At 70.6% G+C, this 16,041-nt stretch carries 14 protein-coding genes; 7 read left to right on the top strand and 7 right to left on the bottom strand.

Annotated features, from left to right (window positions below):
• Window positions 1–30: 30 nt before the first annotated feature.
• The 3 genes from AC1Q49_RS14645 to AC1Q49_RS14655 form a co-directional block, all read right to left on the bottom strand.
• The gene (locus AC1Q49_RS14645; RefSeq protein WP_060960736.1) at window positions 31–1,350 is read right to left on the bottom strand and encodes an ABC transporter substrate-binding protein; all 1,320 of its coding nucleotides are present in this window, start codon (window positions 1,348–1,350) and stop codon (window positions 31–33) included.
• Window positions 1,351–1,493: 143 nt separating this feature from the next.
• Window positions 1,494–2,510: a LacI family DNA-binding transcriptional regulator gene (locus AC1Q49_RS14650; RefSeq protein ID WP_492493043.1), complete on the bottom strand. Its 1,017-nt coding sequence runs from the start codon at window positions 2,508–2,510 to the stop codon at window positions 1,494–1,496.
• A gap of 128 nt (window positions 2,511–2,638) precedes the next feature.
• Window positions 2,639–3,091, bottom strand: a complete 453-nt coding sequence (locus AC1Q49_RS14655; protein WP_060960738.1) for a GNAT family N-acetyltransferase — start codon at window positions 3,089–3,091, stop codon at window positions 2,639–2,641.
• Window positions 3,092–3,277: 186 nt separating this feature from the next.
• Here AC1Q49_RS14655 and AC1Q49_RS14660 point away from each other — a divergent pair, with 186 nt between their 5' ends.
• A complete protein-coding gene (locus tag AC1Q49_RS14660) occupies window positions 3,278–5,494 on the top strand; it encodes an NADP-dependent isocitrate dehydrogenase (RefSeq protein WP_492493057.1) in 2,217 nt (738 codons plus the stop codon).
• Window positions 5,495–5,782: 288 nt separating this feature from the next.
• Here the strand turns inward: AC1Q49_RS14660 and AC1Q49_RS14665 are convergent, their stop codons facing one another.
• On the bottom strand, window positions 5,783–7,288 hold the full coding sequence (locus AC1Q49_RS14665) for a L,D-transpeptidase family protein (protein ID WP_492493046.1): 1,506 nt from the start codon (window positions 7,286–7,288) through the stop codon (window positions 5,783–5,785).
• Window positions 7,289–7,381: 93 nt separating this feature from the next.
• Window positions 7,382–7,828 carry a hypothetical protein gene (locus AC1Q49_RS14670; RefSeq protein WP_492493048.1) on the bottom strand — a complete coding sequence of 149 codons (447 nt, stop codon included), beginning with the start codon at window positions 7,826–7,828 and terminating at the stop codon, window positions 7,382–7,384.
• Window positions 7,829–7,940: 112 nt separating this feature from the next.
• On the opposite strand from AC1Q49_RS14670, the gene AC1Q49_RS14675 reads away from it, so the two are divergent.
• The 6 genes from AC1Q49_RS14675 (at window position 7,941) to AC1Q49_RS14700 (ending at window position 14,114) form a co-directional block, all read left to right on the top strand.
• Window positions 7,941–9,119, top strand: coding sequence for an ROK family transcriptional regulator (locus AC1Q49_RS14675; RefSeq protein ID WP_492493050.1), 1,179 nt, complete (start codon window positions 7,941–7,943; stop codon window positions 9,117–9,119).
• A 62-nt stretch (window positions 9,120–9,181) separates the two neighbouring features.
• Window positions 9,182–10,459, top strand: coding sequence for an extracellular solute-binding protein (locus AC1Q49_RS14680; RefSeq protein WP_060960739.1), 1,278 nt, complete (start codon window positions 9,182–9,184; stop codon window positions 10,457–10,459).
• Window positions 10,460–10,599: 140 nt separating this feature from the next.
• On the top strand, window positions 10,600–11,559 hold the full coding sequence (locus AC1Q49_RS14685; protein WP_060960740.1) for a carbohydrate ABC transporter permease: 960 nt from the start codon (window positions 10,600–10,602) through the stop codon (window positions 11,557–11,559).
• On the top strand, window positions 11,559–12,398 hold the full coding sequence (locus AC1Q49_RS14690; protein ID WP_060960741.1) for a carbohydrate ABC transporter permease: 840 nt from the start codon (window positions 11,559–11,561) through the stop codon (window positions 12,396–12,398). The genes AC1Q49_RS14685 and AC1Q49_RS14690 overlap by 1 nt, the downstream gene beginning before the upstream one ends.
• A complete protein-coding gene (locus AC1Q49_RS14695) occupies window positions 12,398–13,342 on the top strand; it encodes an ROK family protein (protein WP_492493053.1) in 945 nt (314 codons plus the stop codon). The genes AC1Q49_RS14690 and AC1Q49_RS14695 overlap by 1 nt, the downstream gene beginning before the upstream one ends.
• Window positions 13,335–14,114, top strand: a complete 780-nt coding sequence (locus tag AC1Q49_RS14700) for a glucosamine-6-phosphate deaminase (RefSeq protein ID WP_205283400.1) — start codon at window positions 13,335–13,337, stop codon at window positions 14,112–14,114. Before AC1Q49_RS14695 ends, AC1Q49_RS14700 begins: the two co-directional genes overlap by 8 nt.
• Before the next feature lie 84 nt (window positions 14,115–14,198).
• On the opposite strand, the gene AC1Q49_RS14705 is transcribed toward AC1Q49_RS14700, so the two are convergent.
• Together AC1Q49_RS14705 and AC1Q49_RS14710 are read right to left on the bottom strand one after the other, a co-directional pair.
• On the bottom strand, window positions 14,199–15,560 hold the full coding sequence (locus AC1Q49_RS14705) for an FAD-binding oxidoreductase (protein WP_492493055.1): 1,362 nt from the start codon (window positions 15,558–15,560) through the stop codon (window positions 14,199–14,201).
• Between the two features lie 13 nt (window positions 15,561–15,573).
• On the bottom strand, window positions 15,574–15,996 hold the full coding sequence (locus tag AC1Q49_RS14710; protein ID WP_191009004.1) for a YrdB family protein: 423 nt from the start codon (window positions 15,994–15,996) through the stop codon (window positions 15,574–15,576).
• Window positions 15,997–16,041: the final 45 nt, after the last annotated feature.

A 16,041-nucleotide genomic window follows, 5' to 3' on the forward strand; every position in this document is an offset into this window, starting at 1 on the left:
GGGCGGCACGAGGCCGCCCCCACCGGTCGGTCAGCGGTAGTCCGCGGTGCCCTCGTCGTAGGCCTTGCCGAGGTTCGCGTTGGTGGTCGCGGCATCCTGCGTTCCGGTGACGAGGCCCTGGAGCTGCTGGACGATCACGTCGTAGAAGCCCGGAGCCGGCCAGTCGGGGTAGAAGGAGAGGCCGTCCTGGTCGAGGACGCCGTTGAAGACCGAGATGAGCTCCTGGCTCTTCGGGTCGGTGATGTCCTTCGGGTCGGCCGCGACGGGCAGGCCGCCGTTGTTGCCGATGATCGCCTGGATCTCCGGTCGCATCGTGATGTCGATGAACGTGTAGGCGAGGTCCTTGTTCTTCGCGTTCTCCGGAACCACCCACAGATTGCCCGAAGAGCCGAGCGACAGCTTCGAGCCCGGGAAGGCCTGCATCGTCCAGTCGAACCCGGTGGCCTGCTCGGTGAAGCGTCCGTACCACCACGAGCCCGACACGAAGATGGGGGAGGTGCCGTTGATGAAGGACACCCCGGCATCCTCGGCCTTGATCGAGGAGACGTCCTTGGCGATGTAGCCCTTGGCGACGTAGTCCTTGAGGGTGTCGCTGGCGTAGGTCGTCTCGGCGCCCTGCCAGTCGACCGGGTTCTTGTAGAGCTGGTAGTCGTTCACCCAGTCGCGGTCGCCGTGGGACAGCGCCAGCTGGTACCAGAGCTGGCCGAGCGGGTACTCCGCGCCGGCCTCGGCGAGCGGGGTGATGCCCTTCGCCACGAACGCGTCGAGCACCTTGACGAACTCGTCGTACGTGGTGGGGATCTCCAGCCCCGCCGCGGCGAAGGCGTCCTTGTTGTAGTAGACGCCGACGAACTCGCCGTAGTTGGGCACGCCGTACCAGGTGTCGCCGCCCATGACGCCCTTGTCGGTGTACTTCGCGGTCGTCTGCAGCGAGGGAGCGAGCTTGTCGGCCCACCCGTACTTCGCCACGGCGTCGGAGATGTCGCTGATCAGTCCCGTCGACGCGAGGAAGCCGGCGGTCGCGTTGCCCTTGTTGAACTCCATGACGTCGGGCGCGGCATCCGTGTCGAGCACCTGGCTGGCCGTCTTCTGGATCTGCTCGAACGACTTCTCCTCGAACTCGACCTTGGCGCCGGTCTCCTTCTCGAAGACGTCGATGGCCTCGGCCCAGGCCTTGCCCATCGCGCTGTCGGCGCCCTCGTAGTGCCAGAGCTTGAGGGTCTGGCCGGCGCCGTCGGTGCTGCCTGTGCCGGTGTCGCCGGAGGAGGAGCAGGCGCTGATGCTCAGCGCCGCGGCGGTGAGGATGACGGCGGCGGTCAGTGCCCGCGTCCGCCCTGTGATTCGTGCCATCGTCGGCACTCCTTTCGGTGGGCCGCCATCGGCCCGGTCTGTGATTGCGGTGTTCAGTTGCCGGTGTTCAGTTGCGGGTCAGGAGGTGAAGTCTGTCGAAGCGCTTCGATGAACGGCGAACGAAAGCGCTTCCGAGGAAGCGGTTACGCGTGCGGGGGAGTCGTCACCGAGCCCGCGTCGCGGAACACGGGTGCGAGCAGGTGGATGCCGGCGGGCCGGCGCGGGTCGTCGATCCGCGCCAGCGCGAGGTCGACGGCGAGATCGCACGACGCCTCGGGGATCAGCGGGATGGTGTCGAGCTGGGTCGGCAGCTTCGTGGTGTCGAAGGATGCCGCGATCGAGACGATCGAGACGTCCGCGCCCACCTCCGCCCCGCGCTCGGCGAGGGCGGCGAGCACTGCGGCGTGCATGTCGTCGACGCCGTGCAGCAGCAGTGCGGTCGCACCGGCGTCGAGCGCGTCGTTCACGGCCGCGCGCACCGCGTCGGCATCCGTGACGACCTCGCCCGTCGTCGCGAACGAGTGCTCGAGCGCCCGGTGCGCCGCGTGCTCGGCGACGGCGCGGCGGACGCGGGGAGGGAAGTTGGACAGTCGGTAGGTGCTCGCCGGCTGGCCGATGAGGGCGATGCGGCGGTGGCCCGCGTCGGCCACGCGGTCGACGGCGAGTCGTGCGGCCGCCTCGAAATCGAGGTCGACGCAGTCCAGGCCCTCGTGGTCGTCGGGGATGCCGATGAACACCGTCGGCGTGGTGATCGAGCGGGCGATGGCGACCCGCTCGTCGTCGGGTGCGACGTCGAGCACGAGGATCGCGTCGACGAGACCCGAGGCCGTCACCCGCTGCATGCCGGCCGAGGCCTGCTGGTCGGTGAGGAGCAGGATGTCGTAGTCGTGGCGGCGCGCCGCGACGGCCGCCGCCAGCACGAAGGACATGTGCGTCGGCGCGTGGGTCTCGCGTCGCAGCGGCTCGGTGAGGGCGAAGATATGGGTGAGGCGACCCGCCAGCATGCGGGCTCCGGCGTTCGGGGCGTACCCGAGCCGGTGTGCGGCGTCGATGACGCGGCGGCGCGTGTCAGGGGAGATGGGGCGCTTGCCGCTCAGCGCGTAGGACACGGTGCTGATGGACACGCCGGCGGCCGCAGCCACCTCGTCGATGCGTGCCATGCCGACTCCTCTGTCGTATCGAAGCGCTTCGAGCGAAGCTGGAGATCACGATAGAGCCCTCCGCGTCATCGACGCAAGAGGTTTGTGGATATTGGCAACAAACGGTGACGTGCGAACGACGCGGGCGCCTACAGGCGGATCTCGGCGACGACCTCGCCGAACTCGGTCTCATCGACCGGAGTGAACCCCACGCGACGGAAGAAGGCGTCGGGGCCGCCCTGGCCCTCTTCGTAGATCACGTGCACGTGGTCCATTCCGCGGGCGCGGGCCTCCTCGAGAAGCTGCTCGACCGCGAAGCGGCCGACGCCCCGGCCCTGGTCGTCGGCGTCGACGTTGATGCGCCAGAGCACGGAGCGGAAGTGCTCGTGCAGCGCGTCGGGATCGAAGTTCGCGCTGACGAAGCCGACGACCTCGTCGCCGTCGAGCACCACCCGCTGCCACGCGGTGCTCGGATTGGCCACGGTCCCGGCGACGGCGTAGCTCGTGGGGGCGAGGTACTGCTCCTGACCCGGCTTGAGCGACATGGTGTTCACCGCCACGATGGTGGCGGCCGACAGTTCCTCGAGGCGCAGCTCGGTCATGTGATCAGGCTACCTCGCGCGCGGTCATGGTCGGCACCCTCCGAACGGTGAGAAAACGCCAACACGGCAGCGGGGGCGGAGATATCTTGACGTCAAGATATATTCCGGTGATGCGATAGCCTGGTGGGTGACCCCGCGACGCTCACCACGACGCCCACGACGACGCTCACGACGGAGAGATCACACGTGCCCGAGTCCACCATCATCTACACGCACACCGACGAGGCGCCGGCGCTGGCGACGGCCTCTTTTCTGCCGATCGTGAAGGCTTTCGCGGGGCAGGCGGGCGTCGAGATCGACACCCGCGACATCTCCCTCGCGGGCCGCATCCTCGCCGCCTTCCCGCAGCGTCTCTCGCCCGAGCAGCAGGTGGGCGACGCGCTCGCCGAGCTGGGCGGTCTCGCCACCCTGCCCGAGGCGAACATCATCAAGCTGCCGAACATCTCGGCATCCATCCCGCAGCTGAAGGCCGCGATCGCCGAGCTCCAGTCGCAGGGCTACGACATCCCCGACTACCCGGACGACGCCGTCACGGTGGAGGAGAAGGACATCCGCGCCCGCTACGACCGCATCAAGGGATCGGCCGTGAACCCCGTGCTGCGCGAGGGCAACAGCGACCGCCGCGCGCCGCTGGCGGTCAAGAACTACGCGAAGAAGCACCCCCACCGCAACAAGCCCTTCGCCGCCGGGTCCAAGACCCGCGTCGCCACCATGGGCCACGACGACTTCAAGAGCAACGAGAAGAGCTGGATCGCCGCCCACGACGACGTCCTCAGCATCCGTCACACCGCCGTCGACGGCACCGTCACCGTTCTCAAGGACGGCCTCAAGGTGCTGCCGCGCGAGGTCGTCGACGCCACCTTCCTCTCGGCCAAGGCGCTCGACGCCTTCCTCGCCGACACCATCGCGCAGGCCAAGGCGGAGAACGTGCTGTACTCCGTGCACCTGAAGGCCACGATGATGAAGGTCAGCGACCCCATCATCTTCGGCCACGTCGTTCGCGCGTTCTTCGCCGACGTCTTCGACACCTACGGCGCGCAGCTCTCGGCCGCCGGTCTCGACGGCAACAACGGCCTCGGGTCGATCCTCGCCGGGCTGGGCGACCTCGCCGACGGCGACGCGATCTCCGCCCGCATCGCGCAGGACCTCGCGTCGGGCCCCCGTCTCAGCTACGTCAACAGCGACAAGGGCATCACCAACCTGCACGTGCCGTCCGACGTCATCGTCGACGCCTCGATGCCCGCCCTCGTGCGCAACGGCGGAAAGCTGTGGGGGGTCGACGGCGCCGAGGACGACACCATCGCCGTCATCCCCGACTCCTCGTACGCCGGCGTCTACCAGGCCGTCATCGACGACGTGATCGCGAACGGCCCGCTCGACCCCGCGACCATCGGCACCGTGCCGAACGTCGGCCTCATGGCCCAGGCCGCCGAGGAGTACGGCAGCCACGACAAGACCTTCGAGATCCCGGCGGACGGCGTCGTCGAGGTGCTCGACTCCGCCGGCACCGTGCTCATCGAGCACCACGTCGAGAAGGGCGACATCTGGCGCGCGACCCAGGCGAAGCACATCGCGATCATGGACTGGGTGCGCCTGGCCGTCTCCCGCGCCCGCGCCACCGGCGTGCCCGCCGTCTTCTGGCTCGACGTCAACCGCGCCCACGACGCCCAGCTCATCGGCAAGGTGCACCAGGCGCTCGCGACGCTCGACACCGGTGACATCACGATCGTCATCCTCCCGCCCGAGGAGGCGACGCGGTACACGCTCGCGCGCCTGCGCAAGGGCGAGGACACGATCTCGGTGACGGGCAACGTGCTGCGCGACTACCTGACCGACCTCTTCCCGATCCTCGAGGTCGGCACGTCGGCCAAGATGCTCTCGATCGTCCCGCTGCTCGCCGGCGGCGGACTCTTCGAGACCGGCGCGGGCGGCTCGGCCCCCAAGCACGTGCAGCAGCTCCTCGAAGAGGACTACCTGCGGTGGGACTCGCTCGGCGAGTTCTTCGCGCTCGCGGCATCCTTCGAGCACCTCGCCGAGTTCACCGGCAACGCGAAGGCCAAGGTGCTCGCGGACACGCTGGATGCCGCGACCGGCACGTTCCTCGAGGAGGACCGCTCGCCGGGGCGCTCGCTCGGCACGATCGACAACCGCGGCAGCCACTTCTACCTCGGTCTGTACTGGGCCCAGGAGCTGGCGCGCCAGAGCGCGGATGCCGAGCTCGCGGCCGCGTTCGCGCCCGTGGCCGAGAAGCTCGCGGCGGCGGAGCAGGAGATCGTGGCCGAGCTCAACGGTGTGCAGGGGCACCCCGTCGACATCGGCGGCTACTACCACCCCGACGTGGCGAAGGTCACCGCCGTCATGCGTCCGTCGGCGACGCTGAACGCGGTCATCGACGCGCTGTGATCCTCACCGAAGGCGCGGGCTGCGGCCCGCGCCTTCGGCGTTGCCGGCGTGGGGCGTTTCGACTCGGCGCTTCGCGCCTCGCTCAACGACCGGTGAGAGCGCGGTAGCCGCGCCTCGCTCGACGACCGGTGAGACTGCGGCGCCCGGTCAGCTCGGCGCTTCGCGCCTCGCTCAACGACCGGTGGGAGTGCGATGCCCGCGCCTCGCTCAACGACCGGTGAGAGCGCGGCCCACCCCGGTCGTTGAGCGACGAGCGCAGCGAGGAGTCGAAACGCGGCGGGCGCGGGCTCAGTCGTGGATCCACACGTCCACGCCGGTCGGGGACCAGTCGTAGATCTGCTTCGCGCGATAGTTGGGCATGCCGACGCAGCCGTGGCTCTGCGGCGTGCCGAAGTTGTTGTGCCAGTACACGCCGTGGAAGGCCTCGTCGCCGTTGAAGTACATGACCCACTCGACGTTGGGCACGTCGTAGTTCCAGTACGGGTTGTTCGGGTCGGTGCTCGTCATCGTCTGCGAGCGGATGTGGCTGTTGATGCGGAAGTGCCCCGTGTAGGTGGGAGACGCCGGCAGTCCGCTGGAGATCGGCCACGAGTCGACGACCGCGCCGTTCTCCTTCAGGTAGAGCATCTGCTCGCTGAGGTTCACCTCGAGCAGGCGCTGCAGCGTCGTCGTGGATGCCGGGGTCACCGTCACCGGGAGGGCGAACGCCGCCTTGCCCGAAGCGAGCTGCGTCGCGAACTCCTGTGCGACGCCGCTGGTGTCGCCGAGCGTGCGGCCGTCGGCGCCGGGCACGCTGGTGTCGAGCACGGTGCCGTCGGAGTTGGTGATCACCGTGCCGTTCGCCGGCGCGCGGTCGACGAGGGCGGCGAGGCCCGACACGGCGGCCTGGATCTTGTCGGCGTCCGCGGTGATCGCGAAGCTCCCCGCGGCGTCGGGGGTCACGGTGAGCCACGACGCGGCGGTCGCGGCGTCGACCGGCACGGTGCGCTCGTCGCCGACGTAGAAGCCGATGGTCTGCAGCATGCCGTTGAGCTGGTCGGCGGCGGCCTGCGCCTTCTCGGTCGAGGCGGGTGCGGCGACCGGGACCGTCGTCGTCGGGACGACCACGGAACTCTGCCCCGAGACGAACGCGTCGTGGAGCGCCGCGCTGATGGCGTCGAGGTCGAGACCCGTGCCGTCGACGGCGGGCGTGACGGTGTAGGCGCTGCCGGCGAACGCGACCCCCGCGGGGACGGGGTCGACGAAGCTTCCGGGGAGGGCCGCGCGCAGCGCCGCGGTGGCCTTCTCGGCATCCAGGGTCAGGGGGGCATCGACGGCGTCGCCGAACCACTGCGTCACATTCCACAGGGGGCGTTCGTCGAAGGCGGCGTCGGCGAGCGCGCGGGCGTCGACCGTCGCACCGAGCTGAGCGCCCGTCACGGTGGGCCCGCCCTCTCCCAGAACGAGCGTGGTGGCGCCGAGCCGCTGACTGATCGCATCGGTCGCGGCGCCGGCCGTGAGGAAGCCCACGGGAACGCCGGCGACGGCCGTGCCGGGGGCGATGAGCACGAGCGAGGCGGCCACGACGCCGACGGCGAGCGCGCCGACGGGAACGCCGATCCACAGCCAGAGGCGCTTCTTCTTCGGCGCCGGCTCGGCCGGGGCCCACTGCACGGGAGGGGCTTCGGACGGAGGCGCCGCGCCGTCGAACGGGTCCACGGGACCGTCGAGAACGGCCGTCGCGGCGGTCGTCGGCGTCGCCGACGAGGGCTCGGGCGTGTGGTCCGCCTCTCGCCCCGTGCCAGGATCGGTCACTTGCAACACCCCCGTGTTCTGCGCGGCCGCGCCCTCCTATGGTACGGGATGGTGCGGCCGGCTCGGCAGAGACGTTCGTCGAGGCTCGTGTGCTCAGCCCCCGGAGCAGATCCGGGTGAACGCGGCCAGCGCAGACCGGATGTCGTCGGTGGTGGTCTGCAGGGCCGTGAGACGGGACAGATCGCCGCCCGCGATCGCCTCGAGGGTGTCGGATGCCGAGGCGAACCCGGTCTGCAGCGGCGGCAGCAGCGCGGCCACCTCGTGGTTGCCGACGGTTCCGGCGGCGGCGCCGAGCCGTTCCGCGACCCCGCCGAGCGCGTCGACCGCGGCGCGCGGGTCGCCGGGGTCGAGCGCCTGCAGCTGGGCCGCGGCATCCTCGACGCCGGCGCGCACGGTGTCGCACGCCTCCGCGACGGTCTGCGTGTCGCCGTCGGACGGCGTGGGGGCGGGGGAGGATGCCGCGCAGCCGGCGAGGGCCAGAGCGCCGGCGAGGATCACGGCGGCGAGCGGGGCGCGGTGGCGCGGCGGCATGGCGGTCATGTCTCTCCTCCTGTGATCGCCCGCGACGGGCAATGTAACGGTTTTGTAAACGGTCCTGCCGAATTGCGTTCCGCGCTTGCGGAACGGAGATTCGTAAGGTCTACTAACAAACATGTCCGGATCCGATGCGCAGCGCACCGCCCCCGAGACGGCCGCCCTCGCGGGCCGGTCGTTCAGCGCAGGCCGCGCGCTGCGTCACGCGGCGAAGGTCCTGCCGGAGCACGCTCGCGCGCACAACCGCTCCCTCGTGCTGCAGACCCTCTTCCACCAGGGTGCCATGAGTCGGGCGGACCTTTCCCGGGAGACCGGCCTGACCCGGGTGACGATCTCGGATCTCGTCGCCGAGCTGATCGACGACGGCTACGTCGCCGAACGCGGCCTGCGCGAGGTGACCGGTCCGGGCAAGCCCGCGATCCTCGTCGACCTCGACCGCGAGGGGCACCGCATCGTCGGGCTCGACCTCTCCGGCACCGACCGCTTCCTCGGCGCCGTGCTCACCCTCGACGGCGAGATCGTCGCGCGCCTCGACGTCGACGTGCCCGCCGATCCCGCCGACATCCTCGCCGTCGTCATCGATCTCGCCCGACGCCTGGTCGCGGATGCGCACGCTCCCGTCCTCGGCATCGGCGTCGGCAGTCCCGGCATCGTCGACGACCGCGGCGTCGTGCTCACGGCGCCGAACCTCGGCTGGCACGACGTCGACCTCGAAGGGGTGCTGCGAGCCGAGCTCGGACTTCCCGTGCTCGTGGCCAACGACGCCAACGCGGCCGTCCTCGCCGAGTACACCTTCGGCGGCGCCGCCGACGACGTGCTCCTCGTTCGCGTCGGCCGCGGCGTCGGCTCGGGGCTGCTCGCCGGCGGACAGCCCATGCGCGGCTCTCGCTTCGCCGCGGGCGAGATCGGCCACGTCACGGTCGGCACCGACGGCGGGCCGCGCTGCGTCTGCGGCAAGATCGGCTGCCTCGAGTCGTGGCTGTCGGTACCCGCCCTCGAGGCGCGGCTCGCGGAGCCCGACGCGGACCGCGACGCCGTGCTCCGCGACGCCGGTGCGCGTCTCGGCATCGCACTCGCCCCCATCGTGGGCGTGCTCGACCTGTCGGAGATCGTGCTCTCCGGCATCCCAGAACTTCTCGACGGACCCCTCGCGACCGCGACCGTCGAGACACTGCGCACCCGGACGCTCGCCGAGTTCCACGACGGCGTGCAGGTGCGGATGACGGCGCAGGGGGAGGACATCGTCCTCCGCGGTGCGGCCGTCATGGTCCTGTCAGGACAACTCGGGGTGTCCTGACCCCTCATCCACGGATGGGTCACCGTGCCCCGATACCACCAAGAGAGACAAAGGAAGACACCATGAACAAGAAGCTCGGAGCCCTCGCGCTCCTCGGCGCTTCGGCTGTCGTTCTCGCCGGCTGCGCGGGCGGAAGCTCGGGCGGCACCGACGCCTCGGGCACGCCTGCAGCGGCGCAGCTGCGGGTCTGGCTCGTCGGCACCGACACGCCTCAGGACGCCCGCGACTACCTCAAGAAGACGTTCGAAGCCGACAACCCCGGCTCGACGCTCGTCATCGAGGAGCAGCAGTGGACCGGGCTCGTCGACAAGCTGACCACGAGCCTGTCGTCCAACGACACCCCCGACATCGTCGAGATGGGCAACACGCAGGCGGCCGCCTTCACCTCCAGCGGTGCACTCCTGGACATCTCCGACATCAAGGATCAGATCGGCGGGGACGACCTCCTGCCCGGATTCGTCGAGGCCGGCTCGTGGGACGGCAAGCTCTACGCGGCGCCGTACTACTCGGGCGCCCGCATCGTCTTCTACAACACCACCCAGTACGCCACGGCGGGTGTGCAGGTGCCGACGACCCTCGACGAGTACGTCGCGGGCGGCGAGAAGCTCGCGCAGGCGCTCCCCGGCGTCTCCGGCGTCTACTTCCCCGGCAAGGACTGGTACAACGCCCTCCCGTTCATCTGGGAGAACGGCGGCGAGGTCGCCGTGCAGAAGGACGGCAAGTGGGAGGCGCAGATGTCCAGTGACGCGTCGGTCAAGGGCATCGAGCAGGTGCAGCAGCTCATGACGAAGGCCTCCCTCGCCCCGAAGGACGGCGACGAGACCGAGGCGTGGGTGCCCTTCCGCACCGAGAAGGCCGCCACGCTGTCGGCGCCGAGCTGGGCGTACTGGTCGATCGTCGCCGATGAGGACAAGGCCGAGACGGCGCTGAGCAAGACCGTCGGCTACTACGCGCTCCCCGGCAAGGACGGCGGCGCGGCGAAGGTCTTCGCCGGCGGCTCGAACATCGGGATCGCGGCGAAGTCGGCCAACCCGGAGCTCGCCAAGAGCGCGCTGGAGATCATGCTCAGCGACGAGTACCAGTCGATCCTGGCCAAGGCCGGTCTCGTGCCCGCCAAGAAGTCGCTGGGCGGCGAGGTCGCGGCGGCCACCCCGGAGCTCGCGAAGATCATCGCGGATGCCGCGGCGAACGCCAAGCTGACCCCCGCCTCCCCGAAGTGGGCGGATGTCGAGGCGAAGGGCCTGCTGCAGGACTTCTTCGTCCAGGTCGCCGCCGGCGGCGACGTCAAGACGCTCGCCACCGCGCTGGACGAGCAGATCGACGCCATCCTCAACGGCTGAGTCCGCTTCGACTCGCCGGCGTTTCGACTCGTCGCTGCGCTCCGCGCTCAACGACCGGTGGGGGCATCGCCTCCCCGGTCGTTGAGCGAGCGCAGCGCGTCGAAACGCCCCTCATCACCACCACGAAAGGAGACCCGGCGATGGCCACCACGCTGATCTCCCGTCGCTCTCCCGAGACCGACCGCCCGTCCGCGCCCGCGCCGCGCCGGCGCCGTCGCCGGGACCGCACACCGCTCGCGCTGCTGCTGCCCGCACTCGTGATGCTCGCCGTCTTCATCGGCTGGCCCCTGCTACAGCTGATCGTCATGTCGTTCCAGAAGTACGGGCGCGAGCAGATCTTCGGCAAGCCCGCCGAGTTCGTCTGGTTCGACAACTACGTGCGGGTGCTCACCGACGCGCAGTTCTGGGTCGTGCTGGGCCGCAGCTTCGGCCTGATGATCGTCTGCGCCGCGGCCACGATGGTCCTGGGCGTCGCGATCGCGCTCATGATGAAGTCGCTCGGACGGGTGATGCGCACGGTCGTGTCGGTCGGGCTGCTGCTGGCGTGGGCGATGCCCGCGCTCACGGGCACGATCGTGTGGGGCTGGATCTTCGACACGTCCTACGGCCTCGTCAACTACGTGCTCACCCGGATCACCGGGCAGAACTGGATCGGTCACAGCTGGCTGTCCGATCCGCTCAGCTTCTTCGGCGTCGCGGCCATCATCATCACGTGGGGCGCGATCCCGTTCGTCGCCTTCTCGACGTACGCGGGGCTCTCGCAGGTGCCCGACGAGGTGCTGGAGGCGGCATCCCTCGACGGTTCGAGCGCCTGGCAGCGCTTCCGGTACATCGTCGTCCCGTACATCCGCTCGATCCTGGTGGTCCTGTTGATCCTCCAGGTCATCTGGGATCTCCGCGTGTTCGCACAGATCTACGCGCTGCAGACCGTCGGCGGCATCCGTGCCGACACCAACACCATCGGCGTCTACATCTACAGCGTCTCGATGGCGACCGGCGACCTGGGCTCGGGAGGGGCGATCTCGGTGATCCTCGTCATCGTGCTGCTCGCCATCTCCGCCTACTACATCCGCACCATGCTGACCTCGGAGGACGACTGATGAGCGCCCGCACGAGGCGCGCCACCGGGCGCGTCTTCCTGAACCTCGCCGCCGTCGTCGTCTTCGTCTGCTCGGTCTTCCCGGTGTACTGGATGGTCAACACGGCCTTCCTCCCGGGGTCGGCGGTCAAGAGCGAGACCCCGCACTTCTGGCCCGACCAGTTCACGCTGCGCAGCTTCCAGGCGGCGTGGGAGGGCGGGTTCGTACCGGCGCTGTGGGTGTCGCTGGCGGTGACGCTGCTCACCGTCGTCGCCGCGCTGGTGTTCGCATTCCTCGCCTCGATCGCCGTGTCGCGCTACCGGTTCCGCTCGCGCAAGAGCTTCATCGTGGCGATCCTCGTGATCCAGATGATCCCGGCCGAGGCGATGATCATCTCGACCTTCCGCGTGCTCGACGGCTGGCACCTGCTCAACACGGTGATCGGCCTGTCGGCCGTGTACATCGCGATGGTGCTGCCGTTCACGATCTGGACGCTGCGCGGCTTCGTCAACGGCATCCCCGCCGACCTCGAGGAGGCGGCGATGATCGACGGCTGCAGCCGCACGCAGGCCTTCTGGCGGGTGACCTTTCCGCTCCTGGCACCGGGGCTCGTCTCGACCGGCATCTTCGCCTTCATCCAGGCGTGGAACGAGTTCATCTTCGCCCTCGTCATCATGACCCGCCCCGAGTCGCAGACGTTGCCGATCTGGCTGCGCAGCTTCGTGCAGGCGACGAAGGCCACCGACTGGGCGGTCGTCATGGCCGGATCGACCCTCATGGCGATCCCGGTCATCGTCTTCTTCCTCATCGTGCAGGGCAAGATGACGAGCGGCCTGGTGTCGGGAGCGGTGAAGGGCTGATGCGACTCGGATTCGACGTCGGGGGCACCAAGACCGACGCCGTGGTCGTCGCGTCCGGCGGCGGGGACCGCGGCGAGCACATCCTCGCGCGCCTGCGACGTCCGACCGGGTGGGGAGCGGATGCCGTCGTCGCGACGATCCTCACGATGGTCGACGAGCTGGCGGATGCCGTGGGCCGTCCCGCGTCGGTGTTCAGCTCGATCGGCGTCGGCATGCCCGGGCAGGTGGCCCCCGGCGGGTCCACGGTCACGCACGCCGTCAACCTCGGCATCGACGAGCTCGACCTCGCACTCGCGATCGGGCCGCGCCTCGGCATCCCCGTGCGCGCGGAGAACGACGTGAAGGCGGCGGCCGTCGGTGCGTACGCGTTGCACGGCGCCGCCGGATCGAGCGCGATGGCGTATCTCAACCTCGGGACGGGGATCGCCGCCGGCTTCGTGCGCGGCGGGCGCCTCTGGCGTGGCGTGCACGGATCGGCGGGGGAGGTCGGCCACATCTCCGTCGACCCGGCCGGCCCGCTCTGCCGCTGCGGTCAGCGCGGCTGCATCGAGGCGTTCAGCGGCGGCGCGGCCGTCGCCGAACGCTGGGCGCGTCCCGGCGCCCTGCCGGTGCGCGACATCTTCGACGCCGCCGACGCGGGGGATGCCGAGGCGATCGCGCTCCGCCGCGGTCTCGCCTACGGCGTCGCTTCGGCGATCCGCGTGATCGTGCTCGCCGGCGACGTGGACGCCGTCGTGCTGGGGGGAGGCGTCACCGCGCTCGGCGACCGTATGCTGAGGCCTGTGCTGACCGAGCTCGAGGAGAGCGCCGCCGCATCCCCGTTCCTGCGCTCGCTGCGACTGAGCGAGCGCGTCGACCTGCTGCCGCCCGGTTCTCCGGCGGCGGCCCTGGGCGCCGCGATCGTCGGCGCCGACTCTGAGCAGGAGGCTGTCTTCCATGGCTGAAGTCGTCATCGTCCCGTCCGCCGCCGACGCGGGCGCCCTCGTCGCCGACGAGATCGTGCGCCTGATCGCGGCGCGGCCCGACGCCGTGCTGGGCCTCGCGACCGGCTCGACCCCGCTGCCCGTGTACGAGGCCCTGCGTCCCCGGCTGGAGGGCGTCGACGTCTCGCGGGTGCGCGGGTTCGCGCTCGACGAGTACGTGGGCATCGACCCGCGGCATCCCGAGAGCTACCGCTCCGTGATCACGAAGGAGGTCGTGGAGCCGCTCGGGCTCGATCCCGACCGCATCCACACCCCCAACGGCGACCTCGCGACCATCGCGCACGCGGGCGACGACTACGAGCGGGCGATCGCCGATGCGGGCGGCATCGACCTGCAGATCCTCGGGATCGGCACGTCGGGCCACATCGGCTTCAACGAGCCCGGGTCCTCGTTCGCCTCGCGTACGCGCGTGAAGACCCTCATCGAGCAGACGCGGCGCGACAACGCGCGCTTCTTCGACTCGGTCGACGACGTGCCGATGCACTGCATCACGCAGGGGCTCGGCACGATCCTCTCCGCTCGGCACCTCTTCCTGCTCGCGTTCGGCGAGGGCAAGGCCGCCGCCGTCGCGGGTGCCGTGGAGGGTCCCGTGACGTCGTCGCTGCCGGGCTCGGCCATCCAGCTGCACCCGCACGTGACCGTCGTGGTCGACGAGGCCGCGGCATCCCGCCTGGAGCACGCCGACTACTACCGCTACGCCTTCGCGAACAAGCCGGCCTGGCAGGGCCTCTGACGCCGCCCAGGGCGTTCATCCGTCCCCTGCGGTCGCGTCCACGCGCGGATGGCGACAACGAGGGACGGATGAACGGGGGGCGGCTCAGGGCGTGAAGACCTTGCCCGGGTTCAGGATGCCGAGGGGGTCGAACACGCGGGTGATCTGGCGCTGCAGCTCCCACTGGTCGTCGCCGAGCTCGTCGACCAGCCAGCGGCGTTTGAGGACGCCGACACCGTGCTCGCCGGTGAGCGTGCCGCCGAGGCGCAGCGCCGAGCGGAACAGATCGTCGGCCGCGCGCCAGACGACCTCCGGCACCTCGTCGCCGTCGAAGACGAAGTTGGGGTGCAGGTTGCCGTCGCCCGCGTGGCAGACCGTCGGGATCACGAGTTCGTACTCGCGCTCGATGCGCGCGATCTCGTCGAACATCGCCGGCAGGGCGCTGCGGGGCACCGAGACGTCCTCGATGAGGGTCGTGCCCATCGCCTCCATCGCCGGATGCATCGAGCGACGGATCGTCCACAGCAGCTCGGCGTCCGCATCGTCGCGGGCCGTTCGGACCTCGCCGCCGGCGGCGACGAGGGTGGCGGCGATCGCCTCGGCCTCGTCGGATGCCGACGGGCCGTCGGTCTGCACCGTCAGCTGCGCGGCGCCGGCGGGCGGCGCGGGCAGCGACAGGAGACGGTGGACGGCGGCGAGGCACGCGGCATCCATCAGCTCCATGATCGAGGGCTGCGCGCCCGCCGCGGTCACCGCGGAGGCGGCCGCGGCTGCCGCGCGGACGTCGGGGAACAGCGCTGTGAGGGTGCGCGTGCGCCCGGGAACGAGGCGGCGCAGCTTCAGGGTCGCCCCCACGACGACGCCGAGGGTGCCCTCCGAGCCGATCACGAGGGCCGTCAGGTCGAGCCCGGTCACGCCCTTGACGCTGCGGTGTCCGAGGTGCAGCAGGCGCCCGTCGGCGAGGACGACGTCGACGCCGAGGACGGCGTCGCGCACGACACCGTACTTCGCGCACAGCAGGCCCCCGGCGCCGGTGGCGATGTTGCCGCCGACGGTCGAGATGGCGCGGCTCGCCGGGTCGGGAGCCCACCACAGCCCGTGCGCGGCGAGGGCGTCGTTGAGATCGGCGTTGAGGATGCCGGGCTCGACGACCGCCAGGAGGTCATCGGCGCGCACCTCGAGGATGCGGTCCATCGCGCGCATCGACAGGACGATCTCGCCGGCACCCGCGTTCGCGCCGCCCGCGAGGCCCGTGCCGGCGCCCCGCACGACGACCGGGGTACGCGTCGCCGTCGCGATGCGCATGGTCGCCTGGACGTCGGCCACGGATGCCGCGTGCACGATGGCCACCGGTGCGCCGACGGCGGCGTGACCGGACTTGTCGGCCCGCGCCGCGTCGAGGGCGGCCGGGTTCGTGTCGATGCGGTCGGCCAGCTCGGCGCGCAGGAGGTCCAGGACGGTCGTCATCGCGGTCTCCCGTCTAGGCGGCGAGGCGTCGCCGACCGACGACGAGCCCGACCGTGACGGCGACGACCGCGTAGGCGACGCCGATCCAGGCGTTGCCGCTGGTCCACCACACGATGGTCGCGGACGCGTACACGAGCAGCTCGACCAGCGCGCGCACGAACGGGTGCACCGCGAATACGGCGCGCGGCGAGACGAACAGGGCCCACAGGAGGATCGCGATCAGCGGCGTGCCGATTCCGGCGACGATGTTCCACGGGAACGGCCACGCCGTGAATCCCCAGACCGCGAGCGTGATGAACGCGAACAGCTCGGTCAGGAACGCGAGCACGTCGAGCGCGTCGAGCGACGGTCGCATGCCCGCCGGAAGAGCGCCGGCACCGCTGTCCGCGCGCGGAGCTTCGGGGGCGGCGGGGCGTACGGGCGGCAGGTCGGACATGCCTGTCAGTTTACGCGGGGGCCGGGGTGCGCTGCGGCTCAGGGG

Source organism: Microbacterium sp. MPR-TSA4 (assembly GCF_058792815.1).

Coding starts and splice junctions, on each gene's coding strand:
- AC1Q49_RS14645 (WP_060960736.1), bottom strand. CDS start 1,350: ATGGCACGAATCACAGGGCGGACGCGGGCACTGACCGCCGCCGTCATC.
- AC1Q49_RS14650 (WP_492493043.1), bottom strand. CDS start 2,510: ATGGCACGCATCGACGAGGTGGCTGCGGCCGCCGGCGTGTCCATCAGC.
- AC1Q49_RS14655 (WP_060960738.1), bottom strand. CDS start 3,091: ATGACCGAGCTGCGCCTCGAGGAACTGTCGGCCGCCACCATCGTGGCG.
- AC1Q49_RS14670 (WP_492493048.1), bottom strand. CDS start 7,828: ATGACCGCCATGCCGCCGCGCCACCGCGCCCCGCTCGCCGCCGTGATC.
- AC1Q49_RS14675 (WP_492493050.1), top strand. CDS start 7,941: ATGTCCGGATCCGATGCGCAGCGCACCGCCCCCGAGACGGCCGCCCTC.
- AC1Q49_RS14680 (WP_060960739.1), top strand. CDS start 9,182: ATGAACAAGAAGCTCGGAGCCCTCGCGCTCCTCGGCGCTTCGGCTGTC.
- AC1Q49_RS14685 (WP_060960740.1), top strand. CDS start 10,600: ATGGCCACCACGCTGATCTCCCGTCGCTCTCCCGAGACCGACCGCCCG.
- AC1Q49_RS14690 (WP_060960741.1), top strand. CDS start 11,559: ATGAGCGCCCGCACGAGGCGCGCCACCGGGCGCGTCTTCCTGAACCTC.
- AC1Q49_RS14695 (WP_492493053.1), top strand. CDS start 12,398: ATGCGACTCGGATTCGACGTCGGGGGCACCAAGACCGACGCCGTGGTC.
- AC1Q49_RS14700 (WP_205283400.1), top strand. CDS start 13,335: ATGGCTGAAGTCGTCATCGTCCCGTCCGCCGCCGACGCGGGCGCCCTC.
- AC1Q49_RS14705 (WP_492493055.1), bottom strand. CDS start 15,560: ATGACGACCGTCCTGGACCTCCTGCGCGCCGAGCTGGCCGACCGCATC.
- AC1Q49_RS14710 (WP_191009004.1), bottom strand. CDS start 15,996: ATGTCCGACCTGCCGCCCGTACGCCCCGCCGCCCCCGAAGCTCCGCGC.